The organism is Algibacter sp. Ld11, from assembly GCF_045066735.1.
Lineage (GTDB): Bacteria > Bacteroidota > Bacteroidia > Flavobacteriales > Flavobacteriaceae > Algibacter.
The window spans coordinates 291,661-312,939 of the sequence record NZ_JBISHH010000007.1 but is presented as its reverse complement, the minus strand read 5'-3'; the positions used below and the strand labels follow the sequence as shown (position 1 = coordinate 312,939).

Genomic DNA, 21,279 nt, shown 5'->3' with positions numbered 1-21,279 from the left:
GAGAAACCACCTTGTGAAAACATGGTGGTTTTTTTATGTTATAAAACGTACTTTTGAAATTGGACCCTAACACAATAACCCCGAATGGAACTATTAGATAAATTTAAAGACTTAATAAACGAGCATTTTATTACAGAACATGATATTGCTTTTTATGAAAAAGAACTTGGTGTAAAACCTAAATATTTAAGTAAACTATCTAAAAAACACAACGTATCTCCCCCATGCCAGCTGTTGTTACAAAAACAAATTGAACACAGCCAACACCTTTTATTAACCACAAGTAAAACGGTTAAAGAAATTGCTTTTGCAATGAATTTTGAAGACCCTTACTATTTTAGTAGAATTTTTAAAAACAAAACAGGGATATCTCCAACAGCATATAGACAAAATAAATAGTGAACCTTTGTCCATTGCGAACGATTCACTTTAGGCGTAACTTTGTAAAAAAAACATTAAAATGAAAAAATTTACAAAGCACAGCATTGAAAGTGCTCCCGAAGCATCAAAAGAGTTACTCAAATATGGAGAGAAAAAATATGGCATGTTACCAAATTTATTCCGCTATATGGCCGGAGCTCCCGCTGCTTTAGAAACCTATGTAAACACCTTTAACACCTTCTCTAAAACATCGTTTACCGCTGGCGAGCAGCATTTAATTTTGCTAGCAGTAAGTGTTGTTAACGACTGCGCATATTGCACTGCCGCGCACACAAGAGCTGCAAAAGCAAATGGTATACCTTCTTCTATTCTAAATGCTGTTAGAAAACAAAAAGAGATAGAAGATAACCGATTAAATGTTTTGGTTAAAACTGCACAAAAAATAACAGAAACAAGAGGTAACATAGATAAAGGCGATTTAGAAACCTTTTACAACTCTGGTTTTTCTCCAGAAAACATAATGGAAATTATTGTTGGTGTATCACTAAAAACCATAAGCAACTACATAAACCATATTACCGAAAATGTTATAAATGAAGCTTTAGAGCCCTTTGCTGTTGGTAAAGACATTGAAGATTAACTTATGAGACCTTTAAACAATAAAAATGATAAAAAAAATTAATTTACTTCTCAGCGCTATTTTTATATTGGCTTTATCTGCTTGTAAAAACGATTCTAAACAAAGTAAAAAAGATACACCAATTAATTCGCTAGTAGAACATAAACTAGACTTTCAAAACAAAGCTCATGATTTAGTTTACCAAATGACACAAAAAGTTGGCGACTATAGCAAACTTGCAAGTAAAAAGGATGTGGTTTACACCTATACGTATGAAACACCAGATGGAAAAACAGATGTTATAACTGAAAAATATATTTTTAACGGTGAACTATCATACGGTGCTTATAAAAAACACGAGCGCACACTGGCTAATCTCGATGGTTTAATAGAACAAGGTTATGATGGTGATGAGTTTTGGATAAAGCACAATGGTTTACCATTAAATGACCCTGCGGCATTAAAGAAAGTTGCTTTTAACAGACCTACAAATTTTTATTGGTTTGCCATGATGCAAAAATTGCTAGATCCAGGTTTACAATATGAATACCTAAAAGAGGAAACAATTAACGATACCACTTATGATGTTGTTAAGGTTTCTTTTAACACCAACAAACCATCCGACATTTACCAATTGTATATTAATAGAGAGACTAAATTAGTTGATCAGTTTTTGTTTACTGTTATGGATTTTGGTAGAACCGAACCTATGCTAATGATTATGGAATATGAACAAGTTGAAGGTTTACTAATACCTACAAAACGTAAATACAAAAAATCTAATTGGGACGCAGAAGTAACCCAAGAACCTTGGATTCTAGTGAACTGGACGGATATAACCTTTAATAACGGCTTAACCAAAGCGCTTTTCAAAAAATAGAATACAAAAAAATGCGACTCTTAAATTAACAGTCGCATTTTTTTGCTTTATGGAATGAAAACCTTTTATTTCAGTAAGTTCTCTAAAGCTGGCTGTAAGTGATGAAACTTAAAATCAAAACCAGCATCCTCTATTTTTTTTGAACTTACACGTTGGCTTTCAAACAACAAAAGATGCATTTCACCAAGTGCCAATTTCATGACAAACTTTGGTATATTGGGCAAGAAAAATGGACGATCTATAGTTGTGGCTATTGTTTTAGTTAACTCATAATTAGTTGTTGGGTTTGGTGCAACCGCATTGTAAACACCTCCCAATTTTTCTAATAGTGTGAAGATAAAAATATCTGATAAATCTTCTATATGGATCCAAGATTGCCATTGTTTCCCACTACCAAACGCAGCACCTAACCCTAATTTTACAGGTTTAATCATTTCGGCTAATGCACCACCGCCATCAGCTAAAACTAAACCTATTCTTATTTTAGTTACTTCTATATTTAATTCTGAAAAACGATCTACGGCAGCTTCCCAAACATTTACAACTTCACTTAAAAATGAATCGCAACTGCTTACTTTAAAATCTTCGGTGTAATAATTTGTTAAAGAATCGGGATACAAACCAATGGCACTTGCCGATACAATTTGCGTTACCTGATGTTCGATGTTTTTAAGACTTTCTATAAGTAAATTTGCTGTATCTACTCGACTTGATAAAACTATTTTCTTGTAAGAAGGCGTCCAACGCTTTGAAATAGTTGCTCCTGCCAAATTAATAATAGCATCTACATCTTTAAAACACTCTAAATCAATTTCTTTAGTATTTGGTTGCCAAAAAAAACCTTGGTAATTATCGTTTTTTTCTAGTTTCGATTTATTTGTAGTTAAATAATTAACCATAATATTTTGAGCATGACAGCGACTTACAATTTCTTGCCCAATTAATCCCGTAGCTCCTGTAATTAAAACACGCATGTACTTTTTATTTAAATTTACGAAATAGTCCCTTTATTTACTACTCTTTTATGGAAGGTTTAACACTATACTGAAGAAGATATTTATTTAATGTTTCTAGTAAATACACTTTATGAATAGTAAGGTTTATTTAGTGCCGCGTAACATTTCACGCTTTCCCGGAGGACCTTCTAACCGCTCTACTACAAAACCAACGGCCTGCATAGCTCTACGAACGCTACCTTTTGCAGCATACGTAACCAAAACACCTCCAGCTTTTAAAGCTGCATACATCGTTTTAAAAACGGATTCCGTCCATAATTCCGGTTGAACACGTGCACCAAAAGCATCAAAGTAAATGATACTAAAGATATTTTCATCTTCAATTTCAGCAAAAAACTTCTTTTGTTTTTCAATTAAAAAGTTAGATGTTACAGCGTGTTTTTTGTTCCAACCAACGTCATGAAGTTTCTTAAAAACAGATTCGTTATTTTCAGCTTTTAACTCCCTAGCATAGTTTAATAAACTAATTTCTTCTCTAGAAACCGGATAAGCCTCTACTCCAACATAATCTATTTTTAACTTTAATTTATCAGCTTCTATAAAGGTAATAAAAGCATTTAAACCTGTACCAAAACCAATTTCCAAAATGGCGATTTCTTCGCCTTCCAATTTTATATTTTCAGCATAAAAATGCTGTAGCCCATGTTTTATAAACACATGGTAAGCTTCTTGTATGGCGCCATGTTTAGAATGATATTGCTCATCCCAATCGGGTAAATGTATGGTTGAAGAACCATCGGCTGTAATTACAACTTCTCTTTTCAAATTTATTGTTTTAAGAGTACACCATCGGCCTCAAAAGAAAACGTTCTTTTAGGTGCAATAATTTGCTCTATTTCTTCTTTAGTTTTTCCTGCATCTGCGGCATAATGACGTTGCTCATCAACTGAAACTTCAGAAACAAAAGCATTACCATTAATAATAACTTCTTGACCGGTGATATCTTTTGGCATAAAAAAACCATAATCTTTAAATTTCACCATAACCTCGTTACCATCTTCCAAATCTAAACGCATCCAACAGCCTTTTGCCTGACAAACACTATTAACTTTTGCTTTTATTTTTGATGGAATACTATCACCTACATTCATGGTTTTATAATGCGAAGCCATAGAAGTTGCCGGAATAGCATCATCAGCTATAATTTTATTACCAAAGGAAGCATAACTAACCGTTTCTGTTTTAGTAGGTTCTAGCTGTTGCACATCTGCTTTCTTTTTACATGATATCATAAAAAAAACGCAAATAAAAGTGAGAAAAAGAGATTTCATTTGATGAATGTTTAGATTTTATACAATTTCTGTAAATATACCCAAATTTTAAAAACGAATTTACTTAAATTTACAATCTAAATAAGAACAATATGAGTGCTATAATCAACAACATCGAGATTATAAAAGCAAAATCTACAAAAATTAATGATGTAGATTTTGACAATTTAAAGTTTGGAAGTGTTTTTTCAGACCACATGTTAGTGTGCAACTATGAAAACGGTAAGTGGCAAGCCCCTAAGGTTACGCCTTACGAACCGATTACTTTAGACCCATCGGCTAAGATTTTCCATTACGGTCAATCTATTTTCGAAGGGATGAAAGCATATAAAGATGCCGATGAGAAAGTCTGGTTATTCCGTCCGTTAGATAATTTTAAACGTTTAAATATTTCTGCTAAACGTTTAGCTATTCCTGAATTACCTGAAAATTATTTCATGGAAGGTTTAAAAGCACTTTTAGAAGTTGATAGCGATTGGATTCCTAAAAATGAAGGAAGTTCACTTTATATCCGTCCGTTTATTTTTGCTTCAGGTAATGGTTTTCATGCCTCACCAGCCGATGCTTATAAATTTATAATTTGTACAGCTCCATCCGGAGCTTATTTCTCAGGAAAAGTAAAGGTTTTAATTGAAGAAAAATACTCGCGTTCTGCAAATGGTGGTGTAGGCTTTGCTAAAGCTGGAGGTAATTACGCTGGGCAATTTTACCCAACGCAATTAGCAATAGAAAAAGGTTACCAACAAGTTATTTGGACCGACGATAACACGCACGAGTATATTGAGGAAGCTGGAGCTATGAATATTTTTGTTCGTATAAATGATACATTAATTACGGGTCCAACTAGTGACAGAATTTTAGATGGTATTACTCGTAAAAGCATTATTCAATTAGCTGAAGCTGAAAACATACCTGTTGAAGTTAGAAAAATAACAGTTAAGGAAGTGGTAGAAGCCGCTAAAAACGGATCTTTAAAAGAAATGTTTGGAGCTGGAACTGCGGCAGTAATTTCGCCAATTTCTGGATTTGGTTATAAAGATGAAGATTTCGATCTACCAGAAATAAAAGACACCTACGCTAGTTTTATAAAAAAGCGTATTACCGATATTCAGACTAATAAAGTTGAAGATCCTTTTGGATGGCGCTATACCGTTTAATCCATAAGTAACCATAAATTAAAAGCCTCTAAAATTAATATTTTAGAGGCTTTTTTATTCAATTGTTTTATTGACTATTTTTCTCTTTGTAGTCTTACCGAGGTAACGCCTATTAAAGGTCTCACACCATTTAAACCATTATCGGTATAACTAGCTTTTAGTATCAATACATTCTCGTCTTGAGAATCACTTGGCATAATGCTACCTTCTTGTGGCAAGGTTTTTTTATCGCCATCGTTTTTAGCTAATGACATGATATAAGTTGCTATTTGACGAGTTTCATCTTTAGAAATACTTGGGTGTGCAGGCATCATAACTTCGCCCCAAACGCCACCACCGCCTTTTATTATTTTATTTTGCAAATATGGAATTATCTTTTTCTTACGCTTATACTTTTTGGCTACCGCTAAATAATTTGGCCCTATCGAAGCTTCCTTCTCTTTATGGCAGGCTTTACAATCCATAGCTTGCGTTAAAGCTTTACCAGTAATTTCTGCAGAAACTTGTTGATGTCCAAGCTTCACATTAGCTTCATCCATACCTTCTAAATAATCTACAGAAACAAAGATATTACTCGGATTAATATCGGTATTTCCATCAGGATCGGTTACTGTTACTTTATAATTAACTGGAGTTCCTGTAGTAAAAGTTGATGCACTTCCGCCTAATAGATCAATAGTTACCAGCGGTTTAGAATTACCTGCAACTATTGATGATAAATTAGTGTGAGTTACACCTCCTTTGTCGTCTTTAACATCCACAGATATATTATATTCCCCAACATCGGTATAAGTATATAAAATTTCTGACTCTACAGTTTCTTTGGTTTCTCCATTTCCTAAATCCCAAACATAGACTATAGCGTCACCATCGCGATCGTGAGCTTCGGCTTTAGCTTTAATGGCCAACGGCACCGCTCCAGAGTTTTTATCGAGAATAACATTTTCAATAACTGGAGGTCTGTTACCAGAATTATAAGAAATATAACCTAACGAAGAATTTAAGTTTTGACTGTACCATCCGCTACCATATTCTAAAATATAAAGCTTTCCGTTTGGACCAAGTTCCATATCGATGGCAGAATTTATTTCAACTTCGGGGGCAAAAGGTTCCATTTTATTAAACGAACCATCATCGAAATTAGTTACAGCCATCATCCAACCACGCATCCAATCGTACACAATAACTTTACCATCGTAATATGCTGGCAATCCGCCGTCATTAGGAAACATATCAGAATAATAAGTTGGTCCAGCCATAGCATTCCTGCCACCTGTACCTACTTGCGGAAATTCGCTAGACTCTGCGTAAGGATAATAAATAAAAGCAGGCATGGCTTCTGGCAATGTTGTAAGTCCGGTATTATTTTTTGAATCGTTTATAGGTTTTTTAGGGTCGAAGGTCATTCCGCTCTCCCCTGTTTCATAATCATAATCAACATACGGTTTATTATCGGCTACAAATAATGGCCACCCAAAATTACCAGCTTTTTGTGCTTGTCCTAACTCATCGTAGCCTTTAGGCCCTCGTGTTTTAAAATTATCTTTTCTAGCATCCGGACCAACTTCGCCCCAATATAAATACCCCTTTTTAGGATCTACAGAAATACGATATGGGTTACGATGCCCCATGGTGTAAATTTCTGGTCTTGTTTTTTCGGTGCCTTCAGCAAACAAGTTGCCTTCAGGAATATCGTAACTACCATCTTCATTAACCCGAATTCTTAGAATTTTACCTCTTAAATCATTTGTATTTCCAGATGAACGTCTAGCATCGTATTGCTCACGTCCAGGAATATCATTTAAAGGCGCATAACCATTATTTACATATTTCACATTTTTCTCGTTAAAAGGTGTACTATTATCTCCTGTAGAAAGATATAGTAATCCATTAGCGTCAAAAGCAATAGAACCACCTGTATGACAGCAAATTTCGCGAGTAGTTTTAACATCTAAAATAACCTGCTCTGAAGCTAAATCGAACACATCATCCTTAAACTTAAATCGTGATAAACGGTTTATCCAAGCATCACCTGTTGGGCTGTAGTAAACATATATCCAATTGTTATTAGCATAATTAGGATCTTTTTGCAAGCCCATAAGTCCATCTTCTGCATTTACTTTAGGCGTGTTTAAAGTTTTATGATAAACGTCTAAAGTAGCCACTTCTATCAATTCTTTCGTAGCAGCTTTATAAAGTTTTATTCCTCCTCTTCGTTCTGCAACTAATATATCATTATTGGGCAAAACAGCCATTTCTGTAGGTTCAAAAAAATCACCTTCTATTAAAGTAACTTTTGAAAAACGATCGGCATCTGGCGGAATTTGAGTTGTGGATTTGCTATAGTCTAGATTTTCATTTTTTCCAATAGCATATTGAATACCTCCTAGAATATGCTTTATAAAATCGGTTTCTGCATAACTTTCTTTTGTATGACCGCCACCCGTGTAAAATGCGCGTCCTCCATCATATTCATGATACCATGCAATAGGGTGATAATCGCCATTTTGACCTCCTTCATAAGTAGATTCATCTAGCGTTAGTATAACATTAACATCAGCATTTAAATTTTTGTAATTATACAATTCATCTGTTCTATGCCAAACAGTATCTGCTAAATGTTTATTAGCTATAAAGTCTTTATCTTTTACAATGAAGTCGGCTTCTGGTGTACCTTTTGGATGACTTAAAAATTGTGCACCAGATAATTTGGTATACCATCCCCAATCATATTCCGTATCGGTTGCCGCATGAATGCCAACATAACCTCCACCTGCTTGGATGTAACGCTCGAAAGCAGCTTCTTGTTTATTATTTAACACATTGCCCGTAGTACTTAAAAATACTACAGCACTATATTTTTTTAAATTCTCTTCGGTAAATAAATCGGCATTTTTTGTAGTGTCTACCTCAAAACCATTTTCTAGACCTAACTTTTGAATGGCCGCCATTCCGTCTGGAATTGATTTATGCTTATACCCAGAAGTTTTAGAAAACACCAACACTTTAGTTTCCCCTTCCCTTTTATTATTACAACTAGAAAGAATAAGACCTAATAAAACAATTAAAACAAGAACATTATTTTTCATTTAAAATATATTTAAAACCTTTAACACTATTATTTAAATTTATAACTACAAAAAAATTATTTATCTAAAATAGCTTTTATATCTGGCTTAAAATAGTTTGGTCCTTTTAATACTTTTCCATCTTCTCGATAAATAGGCTGTCCATCTCCTCCAAGTTTGCTCATATTACTCTTTTGAATTTCTTCAAAAACTTCTTCTATTTTATGTTGCATTCCATGCTCGATAATAGTACCGCATAAAATATAAAGCATATCGCCTAACGCATCAGCAACCTCAACTAAATCATTATTATTTGCGGCTTCTAGATACTCTTCATTCTCCTCTTTCATTAGATTGAAACGCAATGTGTTTTTCGCATCTCCTAAATCTGCCTTTGGAGTTTCTCTATATCCTATTTTATATGCTGTATGAAAGGATTTTACTGCTTCTATTTTATTCTTCATAAATTATATTTTAAACTTCTACAAGCGTAGAAATCTCATAAGTATTAATTAAATTTGCATAAAAATAGGGATATGTTTAGTAATGGTCAAATGATTTTTGGAGTAATATTTTTTATTGTATTTGCCATAATTATTGGTTTTACATACCGAAAAGACCTAAAACTGCACAAGCGTTTCTACAACGGTAGCATGTGGGTTCTACTAGCTTTTATTGGTTTTATATTATCTATTGTTGCTATTAAATTCTTTTTCAAGTAATCTTAACTTCTACTTTTTAAATTTCTTTTTCCCTCGTAATTCTCAATAAATTTCGTTAAAACTGAAGCCTCTTTAGTGATATTTCATCATTCTCGAAACTTTAACAAAACAACCGCGATACACTTATAATTTGTTCTATTTTATTATTGTGTTTTAACTAAACAGCAGCCATAATCAACTTATTTATAAAATTTTGCAACTTTATAACGCAACCTTTTTTAAAATTGCGCATCTACCTAACAGCTATTAAACTAATTTAGAAATGAAACTACTAATAATTATCGGTGTACTCATCTTATTAAATTTAATTCTTTTAACTTTTAGTGTTAATAAAAAAACAGAACCCTGAATAAAGGTTCTGTTTTTTTATTTACAATTAGACTTATTACCTAGTTAACTTCTGGAAGAAAACTATAATGTTTACTGTATGCTAACATTTGATCTACGAAAGACTCTGGATACTCTACACTTACTTTAGTTATTTCGCCAGCATCATTAGTTTCTGGAACTAAAATAGGGTTAATGTAACCAGTGTAAGGTGCTGAGCTAAATTGCTTATTACGCTCTAAAACATCCGCATGAATGGCTTGGTCTACTTTTACACCATAGCCTTCTACTAAAGCTTCTACCGCTTTATAATCTCCTTCAGATTTTATACGTTGGGTTTCTTTTAATAATTCACCAAAAAGATCATGTAATTTAGCATAATCATTAATGTTAAAATATGTTTTTCCGTCACGGATTACTTTCTCAATAACATTATCTGCTTTTCCTTTTTCAAAAGCCCAAGCCGATACCCATTGTCTGTTTCTCATGTGTGCTTCTTCAACATTATCACCTAAATTCAAACGAATTAATTGCGTCATTGAACCATTTCGAATATAGCCATCGTAAGCTGTTTTTCCAATCTTTTCCCAGTCGGTTACTAACCCTAATTCTTGTAATTTAGGATTATACAAATAGTAAAGACCAACTAAATCCGCACGACCTTCTTCTAAAGTAGATGCGTAGTTTTTTAAAGTTTCTTTAGTTTCGCCAACACCTGGATTTAACTTTCCAGAAGCGTGACCAATAACTTCATGTAAAGCCGTATGTAATTTATCGGCTAATTGTCCATACTCTTCTTCTAAAAGCAACTCTTCTTCATCGTGAACAAACTCTTTTAACCTTCCCGTAGTTCCTGCGTTATTTGATGCATTTACAATATTACCTAAAGACACAGATTTACTACCAACGGCAGCGCGAATCCAGTTTGCATTTGGTAAATTAACACCAATTGGAGTACTTGGAGATGCATCACCAGCCTCACCTGCGACATTAACAACTTTGTAAGTTACACCAACAACATTCTCTTTTTTATGTTCTGCCATTAATGGAGAATTATCTTCAAACCACTGGGCGTTATCTGATAATACTTTCATTTTTTGAGACATATCAAAATCATTAATTTGGATAATACTCTCGTAAGATCCACGGTATCCTAATGGGTCGTTATACACCTCAATAAAACTATTTATGTAATCTATATTTCCTGCAGTAGCGCCAGTCCAAGCTACATTATAATCGTCCCACGTTTGTAAATCGCCTGTTTTGTAATACTCAATTAAAAGCCCTAGAGCATCACCTTGAGCTTCATTTTCAGCAACACCTTTAGCTAATTCTAACCATTTAATAATTTCGTCTATAGCCGAACCATAAAGTCCACCAGACTTATAAACGCGCTCTTTTAAAACACCATCTTCTTTTATCAATTGCGAGTTTAAGCCAAAAGACAAAGGCTTATCAGCGTTTGGTGATTTCTTAGCTTTATAAAACCTTTCAACATCTGCATTTGTAACATTAGGACCGTAAAAATTAACCGCAGAGAGCGCTACATTATCAACACCTTTGGCTTGGTTCACTTTTTTAACATCAGTATCATTAAAAATGATATCGAAAGCATCAGCGCCTAATTTAGTATTTGTTGCTACTAATATTTCTTTTAAATAGTCTGCAGAAAATTCAGGTTTCAATTTATCGTTAGAATAATGATGATGAATACCGTTACTAAACCAAACACGCTTTAAGTAACTTTCAAAACTCGACCAATCTTTAGCATTTTTATCGCCAGCATAATTAACATAAACTTGCTCTAATGCTTTTCTTATTTTTAAGTTATGACGATAATTCTGATCCCACATAATATCGCGACCAGATAACCCGGCTTGGGTTAAATAATAAACCAACTTTTGCTCCTTTAAAGTTAATTGATCCCAACCTGGAATTTGATATTTCAATATTTTAATATCAGCAAATTGATCTACATTATAATTAAATGCAACAACTTCTTTAACTTCCTCAATAACCTGACTATCGCTTTTTTCATTACCACAAGAAAACAGCAATAGGTTTATTATTGCAACACCTACAATAGATTTTAGTTTCATAATTCTAATTATTATTTTATTTACTTACAAAAATAGCCTATTAAAGCAACTTAACATTCTTGATTTTAACGAAAAACGAATATTTTACTATTAAAAAACCATCATTCACACAACAAATGTAAGAATTTATTAAACGAAATTTAAAATTGATTATCTTTGAGTTAAATAATTTCTCTCTAAACCATAAACAATGAAAGCTTTTAAGTATATTTTATTTCTTTTACTTATCATAATTATCGGAACATCTCTATATATAGCGGTGCAACCCAACTCTTATTCATTTTCTAGAAGTCGGGTAATTAATGCTCCATCTGCTGTTCTTTTTAATGAAGTAAATGATTATAAAAACTGGACAAACTTTTCACCTTGGCTCGAGCAAGAACCAGATGCGGCACTCACCTATTTGGATAAAACCAGTGGTGTTGATGCAGGTTATGCTTGGAACGGAAAAATTTTAGGGGAAGGTAACATGACAACTTTAAGTCTGGAAGAAAACAAAGCCATATCACAAAAGCTTAATTTTATAACACCATTTGAAAGTCAATCGGATATTGATTGGTCTTTTGAGCCAGAAAATGAAGGCACAAAAGTAACCTGGAGCATGAGTGGCAAGCAAGACTTTATGACTAAAATGTATACCGCATTTTCAGGACCTATAGAAGAATCTGTCGGCCCAGATTTTGACCGTGGTTTGTTTAAACTAGATAGCGTTGCCGTTGCGAGCATGAAAAAATACAGCATCAACGTTATTGGAGTTACTCAACACGGTGGTGGTTACTATTTATATAACACCGCTTCTTGTAAAATAAATGAACTTTCTACAAAAATGCAGAATATGCTACCTAAAGTTATAGCTTACGCTGAAAATAATAACATACAAACAGCTGGTATGCCTTTTGTAAATTACCATAAATGGGATGAAGAGAATAACGCCGTTATGTTTTCGTGTTGTATGCCAACTACCGAAAAAGTAATATCTAGCGAAAGTGATATATTAACAGGACAATTACTCCCATTTAAAGCTGTAAAAACGGTTTTAAAAGGAAATTACACTAACCTAACGGAGGCTTGGAAAAAAGGTATGAATTATATTCCTGAAAACGGACTAGAAGCTTTAGAAAACGGACCAACTATAGAAGTATATAGCAACTTAACGGCGAACAACCCAAACCCTGCGGAATGGCTCACCGAGATATACATTGCCATAAAACCACTTGATGATTAATTTTAAATGAAACAACTTGTATTTGTTTTCTTGGGTGGTGGTTTTGGTAGCGTATTACGCTATTTAATTGGTAAACTTTTAAACAACACAGAAAACGGTATTCCTTATGGCACTTTTATTGCCAACATCCTGGGCAGCTTACTTATAGGTATTGTTTTAGGTCTCGCTGCTAAACACGATTCGCTTTCACAAAACCAAACGCTACTTTTAGCTACTGGTTTCTGCGGTGGTTTTACAACTTTTTCTACCTTTGCTTACGAAAACCACATGTTTTTAAAATCTGGAGATTTTACCAGTTTTGCAATTTATACTATTGCTAGTTTTGTGGTTGGATTTTTAGCTGTATTCTTTGGCATGTATTTAGCCAAATAACTAAAACGGTAAATAAAAGCGTGTATCAAATTATTCAATATTTTAAATTCCTTTTAAAATCGACCAATGAGCACGGTGTGCACTCGCCTTTTGTGTACGATTTAATTACCAAGTGCTTTTACAACAAAAAAAACTACCCCGATTATAAAACAATAATTGATTATAAAGCAGCACTTATAAAGAATAAGACCCTTATACAAGTAACCGATTTAGGCGCAGGTTCTCAGGTTATGAAACAGGAAAAACGCAGCATTTCTAAAATGGCTAAAAATGCAGGTTCCACCAATAAGCGCGCAAAACTGCTATATAGATTATCAAACTACTTTGAACCCGAAAACAGTTTAGAGCTAGGCACCTCTTTAGGCATAGCTACAGCTGCTTTACATTTAGGAAGTCCCGAAGCTAAAATAACAACTATTGAAGGCTGCCCAAATATTTCCGCTTTTTCTAAATCTAATTTTGAAGTATTTAAACTCAAAAACATTGAGGTTATTACAGGTGATTTTAATGTTGAAATTAAACAACTTAAAACTAATAGTTACGATTTAATTTTTTTTGATGGTAACCACAAAAAGCAAGCTACTTTAGATTATTTTGAAGCGCTTTTAGAAACGGCTCACAACGATTCTGTTTTTATTTTTGATGATATTTATTGGTCTAAAGACATGACCGAAGCATGGGAAACCATAAAAAAACACCCAAAAATAAAAGTTACTGTAGATACTTTTTTCTGGGGATTAGTATTCTTTAGGAAAGAGCAAGTTCGCGAAGATTTTATAATTCGTGTTTAAATAAAATTTCACTTCACTTTTCCTTCAGTATAAAAAATTAAAACAAACAAAAAAGCCTCAGAGTTCAATAACTCTGAGGCTTTTGTTTAGATAAAAACTATCTAAATATTATTAAGTTGAAATTACTTTACTAAGTTAATTTCTACTCTTCTGTTATCAGCTCTACCTGCAGATGTTGCATTAGTAGCAATTGGCCTAGTTTCACCAAAACCAATAGCAGATAATCTAAACTCATCTACACCATTTTTTACTAAATAAGCTTTTACAGCATTTGCTCTAGCATCTGATAGTCTTTGGTTTAAAGTATCTCCTCCAGAACTATCTGTGTGACCTTCAATAGAAAATTTAGCATCAGGATATTCACCTAAAATGTTTACAATTTCAGCTAACACTTTATTAGATTCTGTTTTAATAGAAGATTTTCCAGAGTTAAATAAAATAGTTTTAGCGTAAGCATTTAAAGTTGCTTGCACCTCAACGGTAGGTACAACTACTTCAGGACATCCTTTGTTTGCAACTGTACCAGCAACGTCAACACATTCGTCATCTTTATCAAAAACACCGTCGTTATCTGAATCTTTCCACGGGCAACCACTGTTTTCCACAGGACCTGCAACTTTAGGACAAATATCAATATTGTCTAAAACGCCATCTTCGTCTTCATCTCCCCAAGGACAACCTTTGTTTTCTTTAGGACCTGCAACATCTGGGCAAGCATCTTCATTATCCATAACACCATCTACATCGCTATCTAACCATGGGCAACCATTGTTTTCAATTGGACCAGCTTCCTTTGGGCAACCATCTAACTTATCGATAACACCATCATTATCTCTATCTTTTGGCTTCCCTTGATATACTGGTACTTTTAAACCTGCGTAAACATCGGCACCTTTTGTATTATCGCCAACTAAAGCAGTTATTACAGACCCTGAACCAATATATAAAGGCCCTGCTCTAAATCCTGCTCCAGCCTGAAAACCATTGTATTGCACCATACTTACTGGTACATAAAAACTAAACCATTTACTCTCAAAACGAGGAGTTAATGATACTGCATTAGCAATACGACTAGCATTTTCTTTTCCTTTAGATACTAAAGAAAAATCGGTGTTTAAGTTTACATAAAAGTTTTTATTTAAACTATAATCTGCATTTAAATGCAAAGCGGTTGGCAAGTTTACTTTATAACCTACACTTCTATTTGTTAACGTGTATAAGTTATTCAAAATATCATTTAAATCATCTTCATTGTCAATATCATCTTCAGTTACAGTATTAGTAACATCAAAGGTTTCAGAAACAGCATCTTTATAATTAATTTTTCCGATATCTGTGATAGATAATCCAATTTTCAATTTATATTTATTTTGATCCTTATGGTTATAAGCCGATCCATCTGCACCTTCTGTTTGGTAATCTCTATAATCTGGTCTCCATTCGTAAACAAAACCTAAATCAGCACCAAAACCAATAGCCTCAGGCAGATCATAATCGTAATCATCATTATCGTAATCCTCACCACGTCCATAAGTTATAGAACCAGTTGTTACTATAGTTTCAGAAGATTCAGTGTAGTCAACAGTTACATTTCTACCGTAAGCATTAGCTGTACCACCACCTTGTAAAAATTTTGCAGTAAGACCACCTTTTAAAAAGTGTTCATCTTTATTCATCAAAACTCTAGCATAAGTAATACCTAACTCTGCCCAAGCATGTCCAAAAGTATTAAAGTCACCTTCATTCACAAAAAAGTCATTGGTATCATCATTATCAAGATCATCAATAGTTTCACCATTAACTTCATCAACATTTACCATAGAGCGTGCTCTAGTAAAAATTGCTAAAGAGCTAGTTTCAGTTAAATTAAACATGAAAGCAGGCCCCATAACGTCTATATTAATAGCTGCATTGTTATCTGTAGACGGCGATTTTTTTGCATCTAAATCAAAATCGTAATCATCTTTAAGCGCATCCATAAGGTTAACACCATAATAGTCGTTACCTCCAAAAGCACTAACACCTACTATGTTAATATCTGTTTTAAAACGAGAATCCGTAATATTAGCAGGGTTAGCAATAACGCTATTTACACCGCTATAATTATCTGTAAGAAACCCTACGTAAGATTGCGCCTTAGCACCAAAGGAACCTACAAGTAATAATACTACTAATGAGATTTTTTTCATAATTAAGTTTTATTTTTTATGTTGTTTCGTGCAAAAATAATAGTTTTACTTTTAATGTATAAGTGATAATTAACTTACAAGCAATTATTACAAAGTTTCTGTTAATTACCCCCTTTTTAAAACAGTATTATTAGCAATACTGCTAATTCCTTAAAGAATTATTAAATAACATTCGCAAAACAAATAGTCTTTTTCAAAATCTATAAATGAAATATTTCTAACAACCATCTCTATTTTAACAGTAATCTTTTTTGAAATTTCCTTTTTTAACAATTACCTTTATCCTATGAAAATTTACACAAAAACAGGCGATAACGGTACTACAGCTTTATTTGGAGGAACTCGTGTACCCAAACATCACATACGCATAGAAAGTTATGGTACTGTAGATGAGCTAAACTCACATTTAGGCTTAATTCGAGATCAAGATATTAATGATGATTACAAAGAACTACTTACCGAAATACAACATAAATTATTTACGGTTGGCGCTATTTTGGCTACCGATCCGGAAAAAGCTATTTTAAAAAATGGTAAAGAAAGGCTTAATATCGAAAAGATATCGATTATGGATATTGAACGTTTAGAGCTCGCTATGGACCATATGAACGAGGCTTTACCTGAAATGACACATTTTGTACTTCCGGGTGGTCACCAAACCGTGTCATTCTGTCACATAGCACGTTGTGTATGCCGTAGAGCCGAGCGTTTAGCAACGGTACTTAACGACTTAGAACCTTTTGAAGCGAATGCTTTAAAGTATTTAAATAGACTTTCGGACTATCTTTTTGTATTGGCACGAAAGTTGTCTTTAGACTTACAAGCAAATGAAATTAAATGGATTCCTGAAAAATATTAAATTATTTATTGGAAGTTTAAATTAAAAAGCTATATTTTGAATTAGAAAGCGAAATCGTGGCAGGGATTGAACAGCATGTTTAAGCTCCGCGACTAATAGCAGGGAGCGAGTAGAGAAATAATTATATTCATGAGTTCTTCAATATAAAATAGAAATCAACGAATAAAACTCGAATCTTGTGGTAACGCCTAAAACAAAAAAAAAGCAAAAGTATTGCTACAATTATTAACTATGCAATAATAAATTTCAACTGTTTAGAGTACAAAAGGATACGTTCTTAAAATTAATGATTAAATAATTCATTTTTTACTTGTGTGTTTAAACTAAAAATTTATTTTTGCAAAAAATTAAACGCATTAACACATGTATTGGACTTTAGAATTAGCATCTTATTTAAGTGATGCGCCTTGGCCTGCAACCAAAGACGAATTGATAGATTACGCCATTAGAACTGGTGCACCTTTAGAGGTTGTAGAAAATTTACAGTCGATTGAGGACGAAGGTGATTCGTACGATTCGATTGAGGAAATATGGTCGGATTACCCTACAGATGAAGATTATCTGTGGAATGAAGATGAATATTAAAAATATAAGCATAAAGAATAGTTAAAAAGTCTCGAATTGAGGCTTTTTTTTTGTTCTAAAAGGTATCTTTGATATTAAAATATACATAGCCAACACTATGCTTTTAACAGCTCATAGAACGGCTTATTTTAATACTCTAATTTAACTAAAAAACACCTAGGATTGTCCTAGAAAACATATTTATATAAAATTAAAAACATGACATTTTTAGATTCTATACTAAAGGTATTTGTTGGCGATAAATCGAAACAAGATGTAAAAGCCATTACACCTATAGTCAAACAAATTACTACATACGAGGCGGCTTTAGAAGCATTATCGCACGACCAATTAAGAGCAAAAACAGCCGAATTTAAAGCTAAAATTGCCGAAGCTACTCAAGCGACTAACGATAATATTGCGAACTTAGTTAACGAAGCAGAATCTACAGAAGATATTGATCGTCGTGAAGATATTTATTTAGAAATTGATAAATTAAAAGATGAAGCTTATAAAATTACCGAAGATGTTTTAAACACTATTTTACCAGAAGCCTTTGCAGTGGTAAAAGAAACGGCAAAACGTTTTACAAAAAACACAGAAATTAAAGTTACAGCTAACGAGTTCGATAGATCTATTTCTGCCGATAAAGCTTATGTTACTCTAGAAGGTGACCAAGCGACTTGGGCAAACTCTTGGGATGCTGCAGGAAAAGCTATTACTTGGGATATGGTGCATTATGATGTGCAACTTATTGGTGGTATTGCTATGCACCAAGGTAAAATCGCAGAAATGCAAACGGGTGAAGGTAAAACATTAGTTGCAACCTTACCTGTTTACTTAAATGCACTTGCTGGTAAAGGTGTGCATTTAGTAACGGTGAACGATTACTTAGCAAAACGTGATAGCGCGTGGATGGCTCCTATTTTTGAGTTCCATGGTTTAAGCGTTGCTTGTATAGATTATTTTAAACCAAACTCGCCAGAACGTAAAGCGGCTTATAATGCCGATATTACTTATGGTACTAATAACGAATTTGGTTTCGATTACTTACGTGATAACATGGCACATTCGCCAGACGATTTAGTGCAACGCCCTCACCACTATGCCATTGTAGATGAGGTGGATTCGGTTTTAGTTGATGATGCACGTACGCCATTAATTATTTCTGGTCCAATACCACAAGGTGAGCGTCACGAATTTACAGAGCTTAAGCCAAAGGTTGACGATATTGTAACCGTACAGCGTAAGTATTTAACAGGCGTTTTAGCAGAAGCTAAAAAACTTATTAAAGATGGAGATACTAAAGATGGTGGTTTAAAATTACTACGTGTTTACCGTGGTATCCCAAAAAACAAAGCCCTTATTAAGTTTTTATCTGAAGAAGGTGTCAAGCAATTATTACAAAAAACCGAAAACTATTTCATGGCAGATAACAACCGTGAAATGCCAAAGGTTGATGAGGAATTGTACTATGTAATTGAAGAGAAAAATAATCAAGTTGAATTAACGGATAAAGGTGTTGAGTATATTTCTGGAAAGGATAACCCAGATTTCTTCATCTTACCAGAAATTGGACTTGAAATTGCTAAAATTGAAAGTCAAGGTCTTTCTAAAGAAGACGAAGCTGAACAAAAAGAAGAATTATATAAAGATTTTGGTATAAAATCTGAGCGTATACATACCTTAAATCAGCTTTTAAAAGCTTATGCTTTATTTGAAAAAGACACTCAATATGTGGTGATGGAAAATAAAGTAATGATTGTCGATGAGCAAACAGGTCGTATTATGGACGGTCGTCGTTACTCCGATGGGTTACACCAAGCCATTGAAGCTAAAGAAAATGTAAAAATTGAAGATGCTACCCAAACTTTTGCTACGGTAACACTACAAAATTACTTTAGAATGTACCGCAAACTAAGTGGTATGACGGGTACAGCAGTTACAGAAGCTGGTGAGTTTTGGGAAATTTACAAATTGGATGTTGTAGAAATACCAACCAACCGCCCTATTGCTCGTGATGATAAAGAGGATTTAGTTTATAAAACGAAGCGTGAAAAATACAATGCCGTTATTGATGATGTTACTAAATTAGCAGAAGCTGGACGTCCAGTTTTAATTGGTACAACATCGGTAGAGATTTCGGAATTACTAGGCAAAATGCTTAGCATTCGTAAAATACCGCACAACGTATTAAATGCGAAACAACATAAAAAAGAGGCTGACATTGTAGATCAGGCTGGTAAATCTGGACAAGTAACTATTGCAACCAATATGGCTGGTCGTGGTACCGATATTAAATTATCTGCCGAAGTTAAAGCTGCTGGAGGTTTAGCAATTGTTGGTACAGAACGTCACGATTCTCGTCGTGTAGATAGGCAGTTACGTGGTCGTGCTGGTCGTCAAGGAGATCCAGGAAGTTCTCAGTTTTACGTATCTCTAGAAGATAATTTAATGAGATTGTTTGGTAGTGAGCGTATTGCCAAAATGATGGATAAAATGGGATTACAGGAAGGTGAAGTGATTCAACATTCTATGATTTCTAAGTCTATTGAGCGTGCACAGAAAAAAGTTGAAGAAAACCAATTTGGAGTTCGTAAGCGTTTATTAGAATATGATGACGTTATGAACGCGCAACGTGAAGTTGTTTATAAACGTCGTCACCATGCATTATTTGGAGAACGTTTACGTGTAGATTTAGCAAACATGATTTTCGATACATCGGAAGGTATTACAGAAACAAATAAAGGTGCTAACGACTTTAAGAATTTCGAATTTGAATTAATTCGTTATTTCTCAATGAGCTCTCCTGTAACCGAAGCTGAATTCGGAAAACTTTCTGCTCAAGATATCACTGCTCAAATTTACAAAGCGGCATTTGAGAATTACAAAGAAAAAATGATGCGTAATGCAGAAAGTGCATTCCCTGTTATTAAAAACGTATTCGAAACTCAAGGCGATAAATTTAAGCGTATTGTAGTGCCTTTTACAGATGGTATTAAAACATTAAATGTTGTTACCGATTTAGAAAAAGCATACGAAACACAAGGAAAACAATTAATTACCGATTTCGAGAAGAACATTACTTTAGCCATTATTGATGATGCTTGGAAAACGCATTTACGCAAAATGGACGAACTTAAGCAATCGGTACAATTAGCAGTGCACGAACAAAAAGATCCATTACTTATCTATAAGTTCGAAGCTTTTGAATTGTTTAAAGCCATGATTGATGAAGTGAATAAAGACGTAATTTCATTCTTATTTAAAGGTGAATTACCTCAGGAAACACAAAATACTATTCAAGAAGCACAAGATAGAAAACAAGAAAACTTAAATACTCAAAAAGAGGAAATCCCTAACTTAGACGAACGTTCTGCACAAAGTAGAGCTGCCGGAAATACGCAATCGCAACAACAGCAGGTTACGGAAACCATAGTACGTGATCAACCAAAAATTGGTAGAAACGATCGTGTTACTATAAAAAACGTAATGAACGGTGAAAATAAAACAGTGAAGTTTAAACAGGCTGAACCTTTATTAGCCAAAGGCGAATGGGTTATTGTTGAAGAATAATTTCAATTCCTTTTAAAAAAGAAAGCTTATTATATTAAAATCCCAACAGTTTCCTGTTGGGATTTTTTTGTTTTAATTATATAATTAAACCCACTAACTATCTAAAAATTAAAGAAAACTGATAAATTAACGACCTAGAACCTTTCTTATAAAAATAAAATTC

The 21,279-nt window shown here is 33.7% G+C and carries 17 protein-coding genes; 10 read left to right on the top strand and 7 right to left on the bottom strand.

Features of this window, described 5'->3' with window-relative positions; translation table 11 throughout:
• The first annotated feature begins 84 nt into the window (after window positions 1-84).
• The 3 genes from ACJJV4_RS04475 (at window position 85) to ACJJV4_RS04465 (ending at window position 1,880) form a co-directional block, all read left to right on the top strand.
• Window positions 85-399 carry a helix-turn-helix domain-containing protein gene (locus tag ACJJV4_RS04475; RefSeq protein WP_405292266.1) on the top strand — a complete coding sequence of 105 codons (315 nt, stop codon included), beginning with the start codon at window positions 85-87 and terminating at the stop codon, window positions 397-399.
• A gap of 61 nt (window positions 400-460) precedes the next feature.
• Entirely contained in the window at window positions 461-1,021 is a 561-nt protein-coding gene (locus ACJJV4_RS04470) for a carboxymuconolactone decarboxylase family protein (protein ID WP_405292265.1), read from the top strand.
• A gap of 25 nt (window positions 1,022-1,046) precedes the next feature.
• Window positions 1,047-1,880 carry a hypothetical protein gene (locus tag ACJJV4_RS04465; protein ID WP_405292264.1) on the top strand — a complete coding sequence of 278 codons (834 nt, stop codon included), beginning with the start codon at window positions 1,047-1,049 and terminating at the stop codon, window positions 1,878-1,880.
• Window positions 1,881-1,945: 65 nt separating this feature from the next.
• Here ACJJV4_RS04465 and ACJJV4_RS04460 read toward each other — a convergent pair whose 3' ends face one another.
• The 3 genes from ACJJV4_RS04460 to ACJJV4_RS04450 form a co-directional block, all read right to left on the bottom strand.
• Window positions 1,946-2,854, bottom strand: a complete 909-nt coding sequence (locus ACJJV4_RS04460) for a TIGR01777 family oxidoreductase (protein WP_405292263.1) — start codon at window positions 2,852-2,854, stop codon at window positions 1,946-1,948.
• A 126-nt stretch (window positions 2,855-2,980) separates the two neighbouring features.
• Window positions 2,981-3,661, bottom strand: a complete 681-nt coding sequence (gene mnmD / locus ACJJV4_RS04455; RefSeq protein ID WP_405292262.1) for a tRNA (5-methylaminomethyl-2-thiouridine)(34)-methyltransferase MnmD — start codon at window positions 3,659-3,661, stop codon at window positions 2,981-2,983.
• Between the two features lie 2 nt (window positions 3,662-3,663).
• On the bottom strand, window positions 3,664-4,167 hold the full coding sequence (locus tag ACJJV4_RS04450) for a DUF4920 domain-containing protein (protein WP_405292261.1): 504 nt from the start codon (window positions 4,165-4,167) through the stop codon (window positions 3,664-3,666).
• 92 nt (window positions 4,168-4,259) lie between these two features.
• Between ACJJV4_RS04450 and ACJJV4_RS04445 the strand changes: the two genes are divergently transcribed.
• Window positions 4,260-5,324 (top strand): branched-chain amino acid aminotransferase, encoded by a 1,065-nt coding sequence (locus ACJJV4_RS04445; protein ID WP_405292260.1) that lies wholly within the window; start codon window positions 4,260-4,262, stop codon window positions 5,322-5,324.
• A gap of 74 nt (window positions 5,325-5,398) precedes the next feature.
• Here ACJJV4_RS04445 and ACJJV4_RS04440 read toward each other — a convergent pair whose 3' ends face one another.
• From ACJJV4_RS04440 to ACJJV4_RS04430, 3 genes are all read right to left on the bottom strand, one after another.
• A complete protein-coding gene (locus ACJJV4_RS04440) occupies window positions 5,399-8,413 on the bottom strand; it encodes a ThuA domain-containing protein (RefSeq protein WP_405292259.1) in 3,015 nt (1,004 codons plus the stop codon).
• Window positions 8,414-8,469: 56 nt separating this feature from the next.
• A complete protein-coding gene (locus ACJJV4_RS04435; RefSeq protein ID WP_405292258.1) occupies window positions 8,470-8,856 on the bottom strand; it encodes a hypothetical protein in 387 nt (128 codons plus the stop codon).
• A 647-nt stretch (window positions 8,857-9,503) separates the two neighbouring features.
• Entirely contained in the window at window positions 9,504-11,540 is a 2,037-nt protein-coding gene (locus ACJJV4_RS04430) for a dipeptidyl-peptidase 3 family protein (protein WP_405292257.1), read from the bottom strand.
• Window positions 11,541-11,730: 190 nt separating this feature from the next.
• On the opposite strand from ACJJV4_RS04430, the gene ACJJV4_RS04425 reads away from it, so the two are divergent.
• The 3 genes from ACJJV4_RS04425 to ACJJV4_RS04415 are packed head-to-tail and all read left to right on the top strand — an operon-like array spanning window position 11,731 to window position 13,928.
• Complete coding sequence (locus ACJJV4_RS04425) at window positions 11,731-12,765, top strand: GyrI-like domain-containing protein (RefSeq protein ID WP_405292256.1); 1,035 nt, start codon at window positions 11,731-11,733, stop codon at window positions 12,763-12,765.
• A gap of 6 nt (window positions 12,766-12,771) precedes the next feature.
• Window positions 12,772-13,137 (top strand): fluoride efflux transporter CrcB, encoded by a 366-nt coding sequence (gene crcB, locus ACJJV4_RS04420; protein WP_405292255.1) that lies wholly within the window; start codon window positions 12,772-12,774, stop codon window positions 13,135-13,137.
• 20 nt (window positions 13,138-13,157) lie between these two features.
• Entirely contained in the window at window positions 13,158-13,928 is a 771-nt protein-coding gene (locus ACJJV4_RS04415; RefSeq protein WP_405292254.1) for an O-methyltransferase, read from the top strand.
• A gap of 122 nt (window positions 13,929-14,050) precedes the next feature.
• On the opposite strand, the gene ACJJV4_RS04410 is transcribed toward ACJJV4_RS04415, so the two are convergent.
• On the bottom strand, window positions 14,051-16,117 hold the full coding sequence (locus tag ACJJV4_RS04410) for a DUF5723 family protein (protein WP_405292253.1): 2,067 nt from the start codon (window positions 16,115-16,117) through the stop codon (window positions 14,051-14,053).
• 286 nt (window positions 16,118-16,403) lie between these two features.
• Here ACJJV4_RS04410 and ACJJV4_RS04405 point away from each other — a divergent pair, with 286 nt between their 5' ends.
• The 3 genes from ACJJV4_RS04405 (at window position 16,404) to secA (ending at window position 21,116) form a co-directional block, all read left to right on the top strand.
• Window positions 16,404-16,976, top strand: coding sequence for a cob(I)yrinic acid a,c-diamide adenosyltransferase (locus ACJJV4_RS04405; protein ID WP_405292252.1), 573 nt, complete (start codon window positions 16,404-16,406; stop codon window positions 16,974-16,976).
• A gap of 363 nt (window positions 16,977-17,339) precedes the next feature.
• On the top strand, window positions 17,340-17,561 hold the full coding sequence (locus ACJJV4_RS04400) for a DUF2795 domain-containing protein (protein ID WP_019387375.1): 222 nt from the start codon (window positions 17,340-17,342) through the stop codon (window positions 17,559-17,561).
• Between the two features lie 198 nt (window positions 17,562-17,759).
• Complete coding sequence (gene secA / locus ACJJV4_RS04395) at window positions 17,760-21,116, top strand: preprotein translocase subunit SecA (RefSeq protein WP_405292251.1); 3,357 nt, start codon at window positions 17,760-17,762, stop codon at window positions 21,114-21,116.
• Window positions 21,117-21,279: the final 163 nt, after the last annotated feature.

Coding starts and splice junctions, on each gene's coding strand:
- ACJJV4_RS04400 (WP_019387375.1), top strand. CDS start 17,340: ATGTATTGGACTTTAGAATTAGCATCTTATTTAAGTGATGCGCCTTGG.
- secA (WP_405292251.1), top strand. CDS start 17,760: ATGACATTTTTAGATTCTATACTAAAGGTATTTGTTGGCGATAAATCG.
- ACJJV4_RS04405 (WP_405292252.1), top strand. CDS start 16,404: ATGAAAATTTACACAAAAACAGGCGATAACGGTACTACAGCTTTATTT.
- ACJJV4_RS04465 (WP_405292264.1), top strand. CDS start 1,047: ATGATAAAAAAAATTAATTTACTTCTCAGCGCTATTTTTATATTGGCT.
- ACJJV4_RS04470 (WP_405292265.1), top strand. CDS start 461: ATGAAAAAATTTACAAAGCACAGCATTGAAAGTGCTCCCGAAGCATCA.
- ACJJV4_RS04460 (WP_405292263.1), bottom strand. CDS start 2,854: ATGCGTGTTTTAATTACAGGAGCTACGGGATTAATTGGGCAAGAAATT.
- ACJJV4_RS04430 (WP_405292257.1), bottom strand. CDS start 11,540: ATGAAACTAAAATCTATTGTAGGTGTTGCAATAATAAACCTATTGCTG.
- ACJJV4_RS04475 (WP_405292266.1), top strand. CDS start 85: ATGGAACTATTAGATAAATTTAAAGACTTAATAAACGAGCATTTTATT.
- ACJJV4_RS04425 (WP_405292256.1), top strand. CDS start 11,731: ATGAAAGCTTTTAAGTATATTTTATTTCTTTTACTTATCATAATTATC.
- ACJJV4_RS04435 (WP_405292258.1), bottom strand. CDS start 8,856: ATGAAGAATAAAATAGAAGCAGTAAAATCCTTTCATACAGCATATAAA.
- ACJJV4_RS04410 (WP_405292253.1), bottom strand. CDS start 16,117: ATGAAAAAAATCTCATTAGTAGTATTATTACTTGTAGGTTCCTTTGGT.
- ACJJV4_RS04445 (WP_405292260.1), top strand. CDS start 4,260: ATGAGTGCTATAATCAACAACATCGAGATTATAAAAGCAAAATCTACA.
- ACJJV4_RS04440 (WP_405292259.1), bottom strand. CDS start 8,413: ATGAAAAATAATGTTCTTGTTTTAATTGTTTTATTAGGTCTTATTCTT.
- ACJJV4_RS04450 (WP_405292261.1), bottom strand. CDS start 4,167: ATGAAATCTCTTTTTCTCACTTTTATTTGCGTTTTTTTTATGATATCA.
- crcB (WP_405292255.1), top strand. CDS start 12,772: ATGAAACAACTTGTATTTGTTTTCTTGGGTGGTGGTTTTGGTAGCGTA.